The organism is Caproiciproducens galactitolivorans (genome assembly GCF_029266045.1).
Taxonomy (GTDB): Bacteria; Bacillota; Clostridia; order Oscillospirales; family Acutalibacteraceae; genus Caproiciproducens; species Caproiciproducens galactitolivorans.
This window is the reverse complement of record NZ_JAJUFJ010000010.1, coordinates 25415-40188: the sequence shown is the minus strand read 5'-3', so window position 1 is coordinate 40188 and position 14774 is coordinate 25415. Positions and strand designations below refer to the sequence as shown.

Below are 14774 nucleotides of genomic sequence, written 5' to 3'. Positions count from 1 at the left end.
GAACACGCCGGGCCCTTTTTTATTCTTCATACTTTTGCGCGAGAATGCTCCATTGCTTATAGAATTCATCGTTTTCTTGCGTTAATGCGCTGATCTTTTCCGTAATTTCCATCGCGGCCTGATAATCGCTCGCAATTTCTGGCTTTAACAATTCCTGTTCCAGTTCGCTGATTTCCTTCTCGATTTCGCCAATCCGCGCTTCATAGCGCCGCATTTCCGCCTTTTCCTTACGAATAACCGCGTTGCGTTCCTTTTGTAGCTTGTATTCGTTCGGTTTAACATCGGGGCTTTCCGCTTCTTCGATTGTTTTTTGCCGGCTTGCCTTCAGGTATTCGTCATAGTTGCCGATAAATTCCTGCGTCCCGTTTTCGTCCAGATAATAGATGCGGTCCGCGATTTTATTGATGAGATACCGGTCGTGGGACACAATCAAAAGCGTGCCCTCGTAGCTTTGCAGCGCGGCTTCCAGCGCTTCGCAGGATCCGATATCTAGGTGGTTTGTCGGTTCGTCGAGCAGCAGGAAATTGTTGCGGGAGAGCATCAGCCGCAGCAGCAGCACCCTGGCCCGCTCGCCGCCGCTTAAGGCGGAAACCGGCTTGAACACGTCGTCGCCTTTAAATAAGAATACGGCGAGCGCGTTCCGGATTTCCGTCTGCGTCATGCGGGGGTAGGAATCCCAGATTTCATCGATTACGGTTTTCTCCGGATGAAGGCCCGCCTGAATCTGGTCGTAATAGCCTATGTCGATTCCTGCGCCGAAACGGAACTCTCCCGCTTCGGGGGGATAAATCCCTAGAATGGTTTTTAACAGGGAGGTTTTCCCGCAGCCGTTCGGGCCGATCAGGAATACCCTTTCGCGTCGGCGAATATGAAGGTTTACATCTTTAAATAAGTGTTTGCCGTCAAAGCTTAACGCAAGGTTTTCCACGGTCAGAACATCGTTTCCGCCGCGTTGGCTGATGTCGAAATCAAAATGGATGCTTTCCGGATTGTCGTCGGGCTTTTCTAGCGTTTTCCCCAGCCGTTCGATCATTTTCAGCTTGTTCTCGGCTGTTTTAATGTTCTTTTCCTTATTCCACTGGCGCTGCTGCGCGACAATTCCCTCAATCCGTTTGATTTCCTTCTGTGTATTGTCGTATTTCCGCTGCGCCGCTAAATGATTCTCTTCTTTCTGCGCAAGATAAGCAGTGTAGTTTCCCTTATAAACGGTAAGCCTTCGTTTTTCCATTTCAAATGTACGGTTGGTGATTTTATCCAGAAAATAACGGTCGTGGGAAATCACAAGATAGGCTCCGGAGTAGGAGCGAAGAAAGTCTTCCAGCCATTCTACGGATGAGATATCCAGATGGTTGGTAGGTTCGTCCAACAGCAGAAGGTTCGCGCCGCACAGGAGCATTTTTGCAAGCTGCAGCTTTGCTTTTTGCCCGCCGCTTAATACGCCAATCGGCATGCCCATCTGCTCGTCGTCAAACCCCAGCCCCAGTAATGCCGAGCGTGCCCTGCTGCGGCAGGTAAGGCCGCCCATGGCGACAAAGCGGTCGTTTAGCATGGCTTGCCTTTCAATAAGCTGGTCAAGGTCTTTCGGCTTTGTCTGCAGGCGGAGGTTTATTTCTTCAAGCTCTTTTTCCATTTGAAGCAAATCGGAAAAGACGGTTAAAACTTCATTGTAGGCGCTGCGGTCAAGGTCGCGGCAGACGTGCTGCTCCATATAGCCGAGCACGGTCGAATTCGCCTTGAAAATGTCCCCCGCGTCCGGCTGCAGCTCGCCGGTGAGCAGTTTCAGCAGGGTTGTTTTCCCCGAACCGTTTATGCCCACAAGCCCGATCCGGTCGTTTTCCTGTACTTCAAAGGAAATGCCGCTGAAAATCACGTTGGTGCCAAAGGATTTATTTAAATTGCTTGCGTTTAGCAAACCCATAATTTTACCTCTTTATATGTAAAGTGCGGAGCATACGGGCCCCGCTCACATATTATAATGAAATAACCCGATGAAATCAAGCATGCCACGTATGCAGCCTTAGCGCGTCAATGTTTTTTTGCTCGCTTAGGATATATTCTTCCGCCAGTTTTTTTGTTTGAATTTCAGCGCCGTCGAAAAGGTTCAGGTTCTTTGTCATATCGGAAATCCCGGCTTCGGTGGCGGTGATCATTACTTTTGCAATATGCGCCGGCTTTTTATTTGCGAACGTATTCATCCGCAGGGAACCGAGCGAAACCGCTTTTTTCAGTAATCGTCCCGAATCGGGTATCCTTCCGCTGTCACGCAGCATTTGCTTTGTTTTTTCGGCGATGAAAAGGTAGTCTTCCTTCTGATGTTCCGCCTGGCGGCGAAGCGGCGGCTCGTCCCGGACCTGGGGAAGAAGCATCTGAACCGCATCCAGCCTCAGCTGCGCCGTATGATAGATATGGTTGAGCAAGGAAGCGTTTTCATCCGTCTTTTTCCTTTGCATATTGTTCTCCCCCATCGTGTTTTAGCGTCTGCTGTTATCGTTTCCCGCCGCCGCGTGTTTAAACTGGACTTTTCCTTTTCCTCGGGATATAATTCATTTGAGGTGATTTTTCTATGCGTTCCGGCATTTCCACAGCCTGTCTTTACCCCATGCACTTGGAACAGGCCCTTTCGACGCTAATTGAGTTTGAATTCCACATCTTTGAGGTGTTTATAAATACCAGCAGCGAATTAAAGCCGGATTATCTCCGGACACTAAAACAGATGACGGAAGAAAGCGGTAGCTGTGTGAAATCCATCCATCCGTTTACCTCCGGATTCGAAAGCTTTTTATTGTTTTCAGACTATGAGCGCCGCTTTTGTGACGGTCTTGAGTTTTATAAACACTATTTTCATGCTGCGAACCTTTTGGAAGCAAGTATTCTCGTTCTTCATGGCCAGCGCAATGATAAGCGAAGCCGGATTACTGAAAATGAATATTTTGAGCACTACGCCAGGCTGTTTGAATTGGGAAAATCCTTCGGCGTAACGGTGGCACAGGAAAATGTGAACCTTTTCCGAAGCGACGATCCGGATTTTATTCGAAGAATGCGGAACTATCTCGGGGATGAATGTGCGTTTGTCCTTGATGTAAAACAGGCGGTGCGGGGAGGGGAAGACCCATATGAAATGTGCGCCGCGATGGGCGAAAGGCTGGTCCATGTTCACATCAATGACAATAAGCCGGGGCATGACTGCCTGTTGCCGGGGAGCGGCACCATGGATTTTGATGCGCTGAAACGCATCATGTTGGAGCATGGTTACTCGGGGGATTTGATTATTGAGGTTTACCGGCGCGATTTTGACAAATTGCAGGAGCTTGTCTATGCGAAAAGGGTTGTGGAATCCCTGATCGGCTATGACAATTGCATATAGAAATTAGAAGGAAAAACGAATGGCTTCCGCAGTTTTTGAGAATTCCGATAATGTTTCATTAAATGCTTGAAACCGAATTATAAAATATGGTATAATTACACAAAATACAAGATTGTTAGAGGTGATCCTACAATGCGGTGCCCTTACTGCGGACATGACGAGTCAAAGGTTATTGACTCGCGCCCGACCGATGAAGGGGAGAGAATCCGTCGGCGAAGAGAATGCTTAAAATGTTCCAAACGCTTTACTACCTATGAAGTTATTGAAACGGTACCCATTGTGGTGATCAAAAAAGATAAATCGCGGGAAACTTTTGACCGCAACAAACTTCTAAACGGTTTGCTGCGCGCGTGCGAAAAAAGGCCGGTTTCCATTGATATGCTGGAACGCATTGTCGATGAAATTGAGAATATGCTTCAAAATTCGCTGGATCGGGAGGTTCCTTCTAGTTTAATCGGGAAATATGCGATGGAGAAATTGAAGGACATCGACGAAGTGGCATATGTCCGTTTTGCTTCCGTTTACCGCGAATTTAAGGATATCAATACCTTTATGGAAGAGTTAAACAGGATGATAAAAAATAAATCCTGATAAAACATACCCTCGGCTTGCCGGGGGTATGTTTTCGTCTTTATCAAAATGATCTGTTCGCCGGAAAAGCCGGGCGGCTGCGCGGGGAATAAATCCTTATAGTTTAATCACAATTTCATACTTTTTCAGCCAGAAATTGATTTGCAGTAAATATGCCATCAATTGCGGACCGGCCATCAGCTGTCCGAACCACGGCTTTCCGTAATCAGATTTTTGCCCAAGCAGCTGTGCGGCGGCCGTCTTATCAATCAACTGATGGATCGGTTCGCCCTCGTCGGAAAGCACAGCGGCCAGCCTTTGTTTTACAAGCAGCTCGTAAGCAGGGTTGTGTGTTTTCGGGTAAGGGCTTTTCCTGCGCTCCAGAACATCTTCGGGTAGCCAGTCTTTTGCCGCGTCGCGCAGTAAGCTTTTCACGACGCCGTTGTGGTTTTTATATTCCCATGGCGTGTTGAACACATACTGGACAATTCGATGGTCGGCATAGGGGACACGAACCTCCAGTCCGCTTGCCATGCTGGCGCGATCCTTTCGGTCCAGAAGCGTAGACATGAACCAGCGAATGTTTAAATAGGAGATTTCCCTGCGGCGTCTTTCGAGGGCGCTTTCCCCTTCCAGCTTTGGAACGGCTGCAATGGATTCCTCGTACCGCATATTGACATAATCGTCCATATGCAGGGCGTCCGCGATTTCCGGCAGCAGCAGGCCGGAGCGGAGCGATAAATCGGGGGACCATGGGAAGCAGTGCCCCTCGAACGCCTCTTCCTTATGGAACCAGGGGTATCCCCCGAAGATTTCATCCGCGCACTCGCCACTTAGGCCGACGACATGCTTCTTTTTTACCAGGCTGCAGAAATACAGAAGGGAAGAGTCCACATCCGCCATTCCGGGCAGATCCTTCGCAATGACCGAATCGTACAGTTTATCGGCAAGCGTAACGTTATTGCACTCCAAAAAATGGTGGTCGGTTTGGAAGGTTTCCACCATTTTTTCCACCCACGGACGGTCGGCGCCCGGCTGGAACGCAGTCGGTTTGAAGTATTTTTCATTGCCGGTAAAATCAAAGGAATAAGTAGAAAGCACTTTTCCCAAGGCCTGGTAATTCCGTGCAGCAATGGCGGTAATGATGCTGGAATCCAGCCCTCCGGATAAAAATGTACAAAGCGGAACATCGGATATCAATTGTCTTGTTACGGCGTCTTCCACCAGATATTTTACTTTCTTGACGCTGTCCTCGTAGCTGTCGGGATGTTCATAGCTTTTCAGTTCAAAGTAAGGAACCGTTTCCAGCCCGAATTTATCATATACGGCGCAGTAACCGGGTTTGATTTCCATGACATTCCGGAAAACCCCGATGCCCGCGGTCCTGGCGGGCCCCAGGCCGAAAATTTCGCAAAGCCCCTGCCGGTCAATTACGGGATTGATGCCAGGGTATTCAAACAGCGCCTTGATTTCCGAGGCAAATACCAGCCGGTCGTTTTCGATTGCGTAGAACAGCGGTTTCACCCCGAAACGGTCCCGGCATAAATAGCAGCATTGCCGCCGTTCGTCGTCAACCGCGAAAGCAAAGATCCCGTTTAGTTTTTCCGCACAGGTAAATCCGAATTGGATATAGCATTTCAGCAAGATTTCCGTGTCGCTTTTGGTTTCAAATGTGTGCCCAAGGGCGGTCAGTTCATCGCGCAGTTCCTTGCTGTTATACAGTTCCCCGTTGTAAACAATGGTATAGCGGAAGCCGTCCGAAACGGCAGTCATCGGCTGTTTTCCGCCCAGTATATCGACAACGGCAAGTCGTGTGTGGGCAAATGCCGCGTGCGCCGACACGTGGATTCCGCTGTCATCCGGACCGCGGTGTTTCAGGCGGTTTCCCATCCGCTTTGCAAGGGAGCCCCAGAAATAAGATTCTTCACTCAGGTCATCATTGTAGTCGCAGAATCCTGCAATTCCACACATAGCAATCCCTCTCTTTCGTTTGCTTCTTTATAATATGCGGAATTGCTATTATGGTTCATAAGGGAAATTTGATTATAGATAAACAGGACCGCCCTTTTGCCGGGCGGCCCTGTAAATACCTTATTTTATTTTTCTTTTTTTCCGCCTTTTTCCTTTTCTTCCCGTTCCTTTCTTGCCTTTTCCTCGGCAGTCGAAAGCTCGCTTAGAATCCTTTCGGACACGGTGCGGCGGGCGGTCGCTTCAATGGACAGTTCGATGGCGAGCTTCGTCAGCTCGGCGTCCCCCTGCCCGGCGGTTTGCGCAACGCGTTCGCAGACTTCCTTCAATGCTGCGGAGTGCGCGTTGCAGAATTGTCCGTACATTTCCTTTTTACCTGTGTTTTCCAGAAGTGTTTTCAGAAGGAAAGAAATATCTTGGATTGAAAGAACCTGTTTCAGCATACAGATGACTAACAGCAGCGCCAGATGCTCGCGGGAATATTTCTTTTGCTCGGGCCGGGGAAGGATGCCGTCCTTTACATAATTGTTGATCATGCTGGAAGTCAGGGGGCTTGTGTTTTCGCTGCGCTCAAACACGCCGATCTGTTTATTCATGTAGGTAAGGACCTGATCCATATACAGATATATTTCGGGGAGCCTGTCCCATTCCACCGCGCTGTATTTTTCTATTTGCTCAGCCCATTTTGCAATACGGTCGACAGCTTCGCTCATTTTCTATTCTCCTTTACTTTTTCTGCCCGCTCATACCCGGTGTAACGGCTTGGCGGAGTGTTCATATATTTTTTAAATACCCGTGAAAAGTACAATTGATCGGAAAATCCTGCCGAATAAGCCACTTCGCCAACGGACAGGCTGCTGGTTTCCAACAGCTCACATGCCTTATTGATACGGTAACGCATAAGGTATTCGTTCGGCGGCATGGAGATATGCTGCATAAACAGCCGGTACAGATGGCTGCGGCTGATTCCGACGCTGGCGGCGATGTCGGTGATTCCAATATCGCTGGAATAGTTGTACTCGATGAATTTTATTGCTTTCTGCACGTACTCAAAGCCGCTCGGATGCTGCTGTGTCGGCGTTCCGAACTGATCCATCAGCGCGGCCAGAAAGATCAACAGGCCGGACTCCATGCGCGCTTCATCGCTTGGCTTCGGACCGGAGGCGTTGCAGACCTTTGTCAGCAGATCCTCAAAAAGCGAATCATTGTCATAGTGAAACACCGGGCTGCGCTCCAGCAGGCCGGTTTGCCCCATCAGCCTTTTCGCGTCGCTTCCGTTGAAGCCGACCCAGCAGTATTCCCACGGGTCTTCGCGGTCCGCGGCGTAATATACGACCTTTGAAGGAACCACCAGAAAGCCGTCGCCAGCGGTAAGGTGGTATTCGGTGCCGCCGCAGCAAAATGTTCCCTTTCCTGAAACGACGTAGTGGATCAGGTAATGGTCGCGCACGGCGGGTCCCCACGAATGGCAGGCGCCGCAGCGTTGAACGCCGCAACTGTATACGGCCAAACCCAGACTGTTGTGAAACGGAACGCGAAAAGAGCGCCTGAATTCGTCATTTGTCATCCTTTAGAAGCCTCCTGCCTGAATATATATAATTTCATTATAATTCGCATCAAAAGCTTATGCAATAAAAAGAGCGCCAAAAAGAATTGAAATAAATTTTTCCATCATGTATAATGATTGTAAAATGAAAAAAATTATCTGATTATGAGAATGGAGGAATACACTTGAGTTTGGATCAAAAAGTACAGCTTTCGATGATTGTTTTACTAACCGGCCTGGTTATCGTTTTTGTTATGCTGATATTCCTTACGTATATTATTAAAGGATATAGTGCGGTTATTAAGAACATTCAGCCGAATGCAAAGACAGATCCGGTTCCGAAATCCGTATCAACCGTTCAAAGGGCTTCTGCACCGGTTCCGTCTGTTGAAGCCGGTATCCCGGAAGAAACGGCCGCGGCGATTGCCGCTGCCGTATATGCGGTGTACGGTTCGTCCGCCGGAAAAATAAAGAGTATCCGCCGCGCGGCGCAGCCGGGACGTTCGTTGTGGAGAATAGCCGGGCTATTGGAGAATACCCGTCCGTTTTAATACCTGCCCGGCGGCAGGAAAGACTTGGAAGGAGCTGGTTTCGATATGGTTATTTGGGATGAATTTATACATTCGATTGAAGGAATTTTCAGGACTTCCGGTTTCGCTACAAATGATTGGCGAAATTATGTTATGATTGTGATTTCCGGAATCCTGATTTATCTGGCTATTAAAAAACAATTTGAGCCCCTTTTACTACTTCCTATTGCGTTTGGTATGTTGCTTGTTAATCTTTACCCCGCAATTATGGCTGCACCGCAGACCACGCTGCAACTCGTCAGCGATTATCAGGCTGCCCATGGCGGTGCAACGGCAAATTATGCGATTGTAACGATGGGGAATCAGCAATACTATCAGATTCCTCAGGTGGGCGGGCTGTTTTATTATTTATATCAGGGCGTTAAGCTTGGAATCTATCCGCCGTTGATCTTTCTTGGAATTGGCGCAATGACCGACTTCGGTCCGCTGATTGCAAACCCGAAGAGCTTTTTGCTTGGCGCGGCAGCGCAGCTTGGTATCTTTACTACCTTTATCGGCGCTGTATTTCTCGGTTTTACCGGCAAACAGGCCGGCGCGATTGGCATTATCGGCGGAGCGGACGGTCCGACCGCGATTTTTGTAACCTCAAAGCTTGCGCCGGAACTGTTGGGGCCCATCGCTGTCGCGGCGTATTCTTACATGGCATTGGTGCCAATTATCCAGCCGCCGATCATGAAAGCTTTGACGACCAAGAAAGAGCGAAGCATCGTAATGGAACAGCTTCGCCCGGTTTCCAAGCTGGAACGGATTCTGTTCCCAATTATTGTAACAGTAATTGTTTCACTCATTCTGCCGGACGCCTGTCCGCTGGTCGGGATGCTGATGTTGGGAAATCTCTTCCGTGAAAGCGGTGTTGTGGGGCGTATTTCCAACACGGCGCAGAATGAACTGATGAATATTATTACCATATTCCTTGGCGTTACCGTCGGCGCTACGGCGACCGGTTCCGTATTCCTGTCTTTGAAGACAATCCAAATTATCATCCTAGGTCTTCTGGCGTTTTCTTTCGGCACCGCCGGAGGTGTCCTTTTCGGCAAACTGATGTGTTGGGCTTCCCATGGAAAGGTGAATCCGCTGATTGGCTCGGCAGGTGTTTCAGCCGTTCCAATGGCGGCGCGTGTCTCGCAAAAGGTGGGCCAGGAGGAAAATCCCGGCAACTTCCTTTTGATGCATGCGATGGGGCCGAATGTATCCGGAGTAATCGGGTCTGCAGTAGCCGCCGGTGTTTTAATCAGCATATTGGGATAAGGAAAATAATTAATTTGGAGAAATACCCGCACGTTTCGTGCGGGTATTCTTTGTTTCATCGGCCGCTGGCTTTCATTTCATTTGCTATTGCGTTGAAAATATTGTACAATGATAAGCATATCATACGAATAACGGATGGTTGACTGTCCGAAAGAATTTCAGGTGTACACATGAGCAATCTATCTACGAGCCAAATCTTTGAACTGCGGCAACAAGTTCTGAATAAAGAATTTTGCAAAATGAACGACAGGCAACGTGAAGCGGTGCTTCATGTAAACGGTCCGCTGCTGATTTTGGCCGGCGCCGGAAGCGGAAAAACGACGGTGCTGGTAAACCGTATCGCCAATATTATAAAATACGGAAATGCATTCAGCAGCCAGACGGTTCCAGGCGATTTGTCCGACGAGGAACAAAATTCCATCAAGGAATACCTTGACCATGACATTCCCCTGCCGCAGCAGTTGGTAGACAGGCTGTCGGTAGGCGCCTGCCGTCCATGGCAGATTTTGGCGATTACCTTTACCAATAAAGCGGCGGGAGAACTGAAAAACCGGCTGGTTAATATGCTTGGCGAGGATGGGAATGATATCTGGGCGTCCACCTTCCATTCCACCTGTGCACGCATGCTTCGCCGGGACGGAGACAGGCTGGGGTATTCCAGCCATTTCACCATCTACGATACGGACGATTCGCGCCGCATGATGAAGGAGTGCCAGAAGGCGCTGGGGATCGACGACAAGCTCCTTTCCTGCAAATCCATTCTGTCCGCCATATCGCATGCGAAGGACAACATGGTTCTGCCGGAGGAATTTATGAAGCAGGCCGGCAATGACAACCGGTTGGTTTTGATCGCTAAGGCGTACAAGCTTTATCAGGCAAGGCTCCGTGAAGCCGACGCGATGGATTTTGACGACCTGATCTGCAACGCGGTGCTTCTGCTGCAGAATAACCCGGATGTTCTGGATTATTATCAGAATAAATTCCGCTATATCATGGTCGATGAATATCAGGATACCAACCATGCGCAGTATTTGTTTGTAAAACTGCTGGCACAAAAAAGCGGGAACCTTTGTGTGGTCGGCGACGATGACCAGAGCATTTATAAATTCCGGGGCGCAACCATTGAAAATATCCTAAGCTTTGAAAGTACTTTTCCGAACACAAAGGTCATCCGCTTGGAGCAGAATTACCGTTCCACAAAAAATATCCTAAACGCCGCCAATGCGGTAATCGAAAACAACTTTCAGCGCAAGGGGAAAACCTTGTGGACTAATAACAAAACAGGCGAAAAAATTAGTGTACATACCGCTTACAGCGAACAAGACGAGGCCGATTTTCTGGCCAGAACGATCTTGTCCGGCGTGGCGGACGGCCGGAAATATTCCGACTTCGCGATTTTATACCGCATGAATTCCCAGTCCAACATCCTTGAAAAAATCTTTGTGAAATCCGGAATTCCCTATCGGATTATCGGCGGGCAGCGCTTCTACGAGCGCAAAGAAATCAGGGACATGATCGCCTATTTAAGCGTGATTAACAATCCGAATGATGAGATCCGTTTGCGCCGGATTATCAATCAGCCGAAACGTTCCATCGGGGATAAAACGGTGGCGCAGGCAACGGAAATCGCCGCTGCAAGGGGGGAAAGCCTTTTTGACGTTATCCGGCACGCGGACCAGTACGAACCTTTGAAGCGATCAGCACCGAAGCTGCTCCAGTTTGCATCGATCATACAGGAGCTAATCGATGCTTTAAACGATGAAAATACCAGCCTGAATGAACTGTATCGTTTGATTCTTGATAAAACAGATTATATCGCAAGCCTCTACACATCGGAAAACGGCGATGTGCAGGATCGTATCGACAATATTAACGAGCTTGCTTCCAACCTGATCAAATATGAAGAAGAAAACGGGGAGGAAGCTTCCTTGGAGGGCTTCCTGGAAGAGGTATCCCTCATTACCGATATTGACAATTTCGACGAAAGCTCCGACAGCGTGGTTATGATGACGGTTCATTCCGCAAAAGGCCTGGAGTTCCCGGTTGTGTTTCTGCCGGGCTTTGAAGACGGCATCTTCCCCGGAATGCAGGCCATTTACAATCCGGTGGAGATTGAAGAGGAACGCCGCCTTGCTTATGTGGCGATTACCCGTGCCAAGGAAGAACTTTTCCTGGTTAACGCCGAAAGCCGTATGATTTTCGGGAGCACTTCCCGGAATAAACCTTCCCGTTTCATAGAGGAAATTCCGGAGGAACTGCTTAATCGCACCCGTACAAGGGAATGGAAAAAGCCGCAGCCGGGGACCCGGCTGCCGACCTCCGCGTTTGAGGCGAGGGCGATTACAACCGAAGCTGCGCGCAATTTCGGCCCTTCCGGTTTCTTTCACAGCGCCCCCCCTGCTGTTCAGTTTAAAGCGGGGGACTGCGTTTTCCATAAGACTTTCGGGAAAGGAATGGTACTGTCCGCTACGCCGATGGGGAACGACACCCTTTTGGAAATTGCCTTTGACAAAGTGGGAACAAAGAAGCTTATGGCGAATTTTGCCCGCCTGCAAAGAGAGCAGCCATAAAAATGTGAAGCCCGTCTGAATTCAGACGGGCTTCATTTGTTTTCTGTGCACGTTTGCTTCTTTTTATCTGCGGGGGCGATCACTATTGCAGCCGCAATCGCTGACCTTGGGCGGGAAAAATTCCTCGGTCGGAAATTCGATGCGGCGGAACATATCGCACGGATCGTCCGATGAAGTGACACATTCTTTTTCCGGGATGCAGAAGTCATAAGCTGGGATTAACATTTGAACATTTCTGACAATTTGAACGATTGTGAAAATACCGATTGTTACGTAAACGGAACGATTTGATGAAAAATCAAGCTGGCCGCCGAACTGCCTGCAGATGCAATCTGGAATTTGGCAACAGGCTTCGTTGCAATGTGACTGGCAGTCGCAGATGCGGGCCGAAAGGCAAATCGGTTCCGCAACCTGGCAGGTTGCTTTGGGAAGTACATCTCCGCACCTGGAGTTTTGTACGATTAAGTCCTCTTGTGTGCAATCGGAGCTGAACATCTTTACGTTGCCCTCGCTGCCGTACAGAATGACCCTTTTGCTGAATATGGACACACCATTTACAATGCAGGGACTTGTGGCCAGCGGACAAAATACGTCCACACAAATGTTGAAGAAAAAGGTCATATCTACCGAATAAAAGCCCCTGTTAAATGGTACCGGCTCCAAGTCGAGGAACACCGTAATGACTTCAGCGCTTCTCAGCCGGACATTGGTCGCGTGTTCAATCAGATCGTGCTTATCCGGTGGGAAATAAACCCTTAAATCTTCAAGGCAGTCTTTATCAGAAGGGGGAACGGGATGGAAGCTTTCCTGTATTTCAAAAATATAGATTTATCTTACCCGGTGTGGGTTTATGTATCAGATAAGAAGCCCTGTTCTAAGCCGGCATACTGACGTTCAAGTGCTGTGCGAGCGGGAGCTCATCAATGCTTTCATAGTCCTTGTATTCCCCTTTTGTCGAGATACCGGTAAAATGGAGGAATGCAGGGTTCGTGTATTTGCCGTCTGTCTGTTCCGCTATGATGCAAAGCTCGATCAGCCCCATACCATCCTTTTGAATTTCCCTTACTCTCTCCAATAAGGAATTCGCATTAATGTGAATCTTCTGCATTTTTAAAACATCCTTTCAAATTTTTTTTACACAACAGTTTGTATTTTACGAGATATCCTGTAAAATTGCAATAGCGAAAAAAGTCGTAATTTATGTGATTTTCGGTTATGTGGAAAAATAGGATATATAAACAAATAATAAAAACGATTTGAACAAAATTTTATGTATATTTAGAAAATAATGAAGTGAATCAGAAGAAAATATCAAATTTAGAAAGCGTTTGGAAACGATTCGAAAGGCCGCAGATACAGGTCCAGAGTAAATTGGAAGGGTTTGGCCCCTTTTTCCTTTTTATAAACGATCCGGTCGATAAAAGCTTTTAACAGCATGTTTTTGCCCTGCGGTGTGGCCGAATCGTACAACTCCCAAATGGAAGCTTCCGATTTTGCGATTTTTTCCTCGTTTTCATGAGAATCGCCAAGAAGCGCGCGCAAGGTTTCTGCAAGCTTCTTCTTTTTCTCTTCCAAAAGGAAAAGCCGGGAGTAATAGGTGTTTTCATCATAGATCCCCCGCTCCAGCAAATCGTGCAGCCGCCCAATCTGGTATTCCGTCGTGCGGATTTCCGATTCGCATGCTTTTTGGGAAATCCGGCTCTTTCCGGCGGGCTGCGGCGCCTTTTCCAATGTCACCATTACTTGTTGATAGGTTTCTTTCAGCGTGCGCACAATCGCATCCTCAACGGGCAGGAGAGCGGAAGACGGCATACAGCCGGGTTTTTGGCAAAGCAGATAGGGGCGGCCGCGGACTACCTGTCGCTGCATGACGGTCCCGCAATTCGCACAGTAAACCAAGCCGGCAAGGGAATTTTGGATGATGCCCGTATTGGAAGGCGGATGGTTCCGCCCGGCGGAAAGCTTCTGCGCCTGTTCGAACAGCTCCTTGTCGATAATAGGGGGATGGATCCCTTTTACGACCGTCCACTTTTCCTTTGGATTGTAAATCGTGATTTGCTTTGCATTGCCCCTTGCCCCTTTCCGGATCTGCGTCTTCCTGTTCCAGGCAATCAGCCCGATATAGACCGGGTTATGGATGATTTTCATAATGGAGGTCCGCCCGAAGCGGTCTGACCGTCGCGGCTTTGCACCCATCAGGCAAATCGTATCCGCAATTTTTTGGCATCCCCAGCCTTTTTGTACATACATTTCGAAAATCAGCCGTACGAACCGAGCCTCCTCTTCCTTTATGGCAAGGGTGGGGCGCTTATTGACCGTCGTTTTGCTGTAACCGTACGGGGCGTTCGCAATGTAGCACCCGTCTTCAATCGATTTTTGGATTCCACGCTGCAGGCGCCGTTTGATGGCTTTCAGCTCCTGACGGGCCATAAAGGTTTCAAATTCGGAGAAGGTTTCGTCTGTTTCAATATTTAAGTCATAGGTTTTGTTGGGCGTAATGATTTTGGTGTTTGCATTTTTTAATGTTTCCAGAATGATACCCTGATCGCTCATCGTGCCGCGGCTCAGGCGGTCAATATCCATGCAAAGGATGCCGTCATAGCTTCCTTTTTCTACATCGGACAGCAGTTTCAGCATTTGGGGACGCGCGTAAAGCGATTCGCCGGATACCACCTCCTCGTAAATCCTTTTTATATTTAGATGGTTTTTTTTGGAAAATTCCAAAAGCGTTTCCTTGTGCCTTTGCAGCGTTTCGCCAATGGAATTATTGAGTTCTTCCGCGCGGCTTTTGCGCAGATAAATAGCTATATCCATCCTAATCACCCGCTTTGTTCATTTGCAGATTTCGATTGGAATATTCCCTTAAAAGAAAATAAATGAAGCATACGGCAAATAGGGCGATCATATTCTATAGAGAG

The 14774-nt window shown here is 48.4% G+C and carries 13 protein-coding genes; 5 read left to right on the top strand and 8 right to left on the bottom strand.

Annotation, left to right across the window (positions count from 1 at the left end):
* Window positions 1-19: 19 nt before the first annotated feature.
* Entirely contained in the window at window positions 20-1918 is a 1899-nt protein-coding gene (locus tag P9B68_RS08345; RefSeq protein WP_135656610.1) for an ABC-F family ATP-binding cassette domain-containing protein, read from the bottom strand.
* Window positions 1919-1994: 76 nt separating this feature from the next.
* Entirely contained in the window at window positions 1995-2450 is a 456-nt protein-coding gene (locus P9B68_RS08340) for a hypothetical protein (RefSeq protein WP_277668840.1), read from the bottom strand.
* A gap of 113 nt (window positions 2451-2563) precedes the next feature.
* On the opposite strand from P9B68_RS08340, the gene P9B68_RS08335 reads away from it, so the two are divergent.
* Together P9B68_RS08335 and nrdR are read left to right on the top strand one after the other, a co-directional pair.
* On the top strand, window positions 2564-3364 hold the full coding sequence (locus tag P9B68_RS08335) for a sugar phosphate isomerase/epimerase family protein (RefSeq protein WP_277668839.1): 801 nt from the start codon (window positions 2564-2566) through the stop codon (window positions 3362-3364).
* Window positions 3365-3496: 132 nt separating this feature from the next.
* Entirely contained in the window at window positions 3497-3955 is a 459-nt protein-coding gene (nrdR, locus tag P9B68_RS08330) for a transcriptional regulator NrdR (RefSeq protein ID WP_135656614.1), read from the top strand.
* Between the two features lie 96 nt (window positions 3956-4051).
* Here nrdR and asnB read toward each other — a convergent pair whose 3' ends face one another.
* From asnB to P9B68_RS08315, 3 genes are all read right to left on the bottom strand, one after another.
* Window positions 4052-5905, bottom strand: coding sequence for an asparagine synthase (glutamine-hydrolyzing) (gene asnB / locus P9B68_RS08325; RefSeq protein ID WP_277668838.1), 1854 nt, complete (start codon window positions 5903-5905; stop codon window positions 4052-4054).
* 125 nt (window positions 5906-6030) lie between these two features.
* The gene (locus P9B68_RS08320) at window positions 6031-6615 is read right to left on the bottom strand and encodes a DUF1836 domain-containing protein (protein WP_277668837.1); all 585 of its coding nucleotides are present in this window, start codon (window positions 6613-6615) and stop codon (window positions 6031-6033) included.
* The gene (locus P9B68_RS08315) at window positions 6612-7469 is read right to left on the bottom strand and encodes an AraC family transcriptional regulator (protein WP_135656620.1); all 858 of its coding nucleotides are present in this window, start codon (window positions 7467-7469) and stop codon (window positions 6612-6614) included. Before P9B68_RS08315 ends, P9B68_RS08320 begins: the two co-directional genes overlap by 4 nt.
* A gap of 164 nt (window positions 7470-7633) precedes the next feature.
* Between P9B68_RS08315 and P9B68_RS08310 the strand changes: the two genes are divergently transcribed.
* The 3 genes from P9B68_RS08310 to P9B68_RS08300 all read left to right on the top strand — a co-directional run bounded on the left by P9B68_RS08310 (window position 7634) and on the right by P9B68_RS08300 (window position 11856).
* Window positions 7634-7999 (top strand): OadG family protein, encoded by a 366-nt coding sequence (locus tag P9B68_RS08310; protein WP_277668836.1) that lies wholly within the window; start codon window positions 7634-7636, stop codon window positions 7997-7999.
* 45 nt (window positions 8000-8044) lie between these two features.
* Window positions 8045-9286, top strand: a complete 1242-nt coding sequence (locus P9B68_RS08305; RefSeq protein ID WP_135656624.1) for a sodium ion-translocating decarboxylase subunit beta — start codon at window positions 8045-8047, stop codon at window positions 9284-9286.
* Window positions 9287-9525: 239 nt separating this feature from the next.
* On the top strand, window positions 9526-11856 hold the full coding sequence (locus tag P9B68_RS08300; protein ID WP_135656626.1) for an ATP-dependent helicase: 2331 nt from the start codon (window positions 9526-9528) through the stop codon (window positions 11854-11856).
* 63 nt (window positions 11857-11919) lie between these two features.
* Here P9B68_RS08300 and P9B68_RS08295 read toward each other — a convergent pair whose 3' ends face one another.
* The 3 genes from P9B68_RS08295 to P9B68_RS08285 form a co-directional block, all read right to left on the bottom strand.
* Window positions 11920-12519, bottom strand: coding sequence for a hypothetical protein (locus tag P9B68_RS08295; RefSeq protein ID WP_243112890.1), 600 nt, complete (start codon window positions 12517-12519; stop codon window positions 11920-11922).
* 211 nt (window positions 12520-12730) lie between these two features.
* Complete coding sequence (locus P9B68_RS08290; protein WP_135656631.1) at window positions 12731-12964, bottom strand: hypothetical protein; 234 nt, start codon at window positions 12962-12964, stop codon at window positions 12731-12733.
* Window positions 12965-13173: 209 nt separating this feature from the next.
* Window positions 13174-14670, bottom strand: coding sequence for a recombinase family protein (locus P9B68_RS08285; protein WP_135656634.1), 1497 nt, complete (start codon window positions 14668-14670; stop codon window positions 13174-13176).
* Between the last annotated feature and the right edge of the window lie 104 nt (window positions 14671-14774).

Excerpts from the sequence above, each read along its gene's own strand:
- P9B68_RS08345 (WP_135656610.1), bottom strand. The coding sequence starts at position 1,918 with ATGGGTTTGCTAAACGCAAGCAATTTAAATAAATCCTTTGGCACCAAC.
- P9B68_RS08340 (WP_277668840.1), bottom strand. The coding sequence starts at position 2,450 with ATGCAAAGGAAAAAGACGGATGAAAACGCTTCCTTGCTCAACCATATC.
- P9B68_RS08335 (WP_277668839.1), top strand. The coding sequence starts at position 2,564 with ATGCGTTCCGGCATTTCCACAGCCTGTCTTTACCCCATGCACTTGGAA.
- nrdR (WP_135656614.1), top strand. The coding sequence starts at position 3,497 with ATGCGGTGCCCTTACTGCGGACATGACGAGTCAAAGGTTATTGACTCG.
- asnB (WP_277668838.1), bottom strand. The coding sequence starts at position 5,905 with ATGTGTGGAATTGCAGGATTCTGCGACTACAATGATGACCTGAGTGAA.
- P9B68_RS08320 (WP_277668837.1), bottom strand. The coding sequence starts at position 6,615 with ATGAGCGAAGCTGTCGACCGTATTGCAAAATGGGCTGAGCAAATAGAA.
- P9B68_RS08315 (WP_135656620.1), bottom strand. The coding sequence starts at position 7,469 with ATGACAAATGACGAATTCAGGCGCTCTTTTCGCGTTCCGTTTCACAAC.
- P9B68_RS08305 (WP_135656624.1), top strand. The coding sequence starts at position 8,045 with ATGGTTATTTGGGATGAATTTATACATTCGATTGAAGGAATTTTCAGG.
- P9B68_RS08300 (WP_135656626.1), top strand. The coding sequence starts at position 9,526 with ATGAACGACAGGCAACGTGAAGCGGTGCTTCATGTAAACGGTCCGCTG.
- P9B68_RS08290 (WP_135656631.1), bottom strand. The coding sequence starts at position 12,964 with ATGCAGAAGATTCACATTAATGCGAATTCCTTATTGGAGAGAGTAAGG.
- P9B68_RS08285 (WP_135656634.1), bottom strand. The coding sequence starts at position 14,670 with ATGGATATAGCTATTTATCTGCGCAAAAGCCGCGCGGAAGAACTCAAT.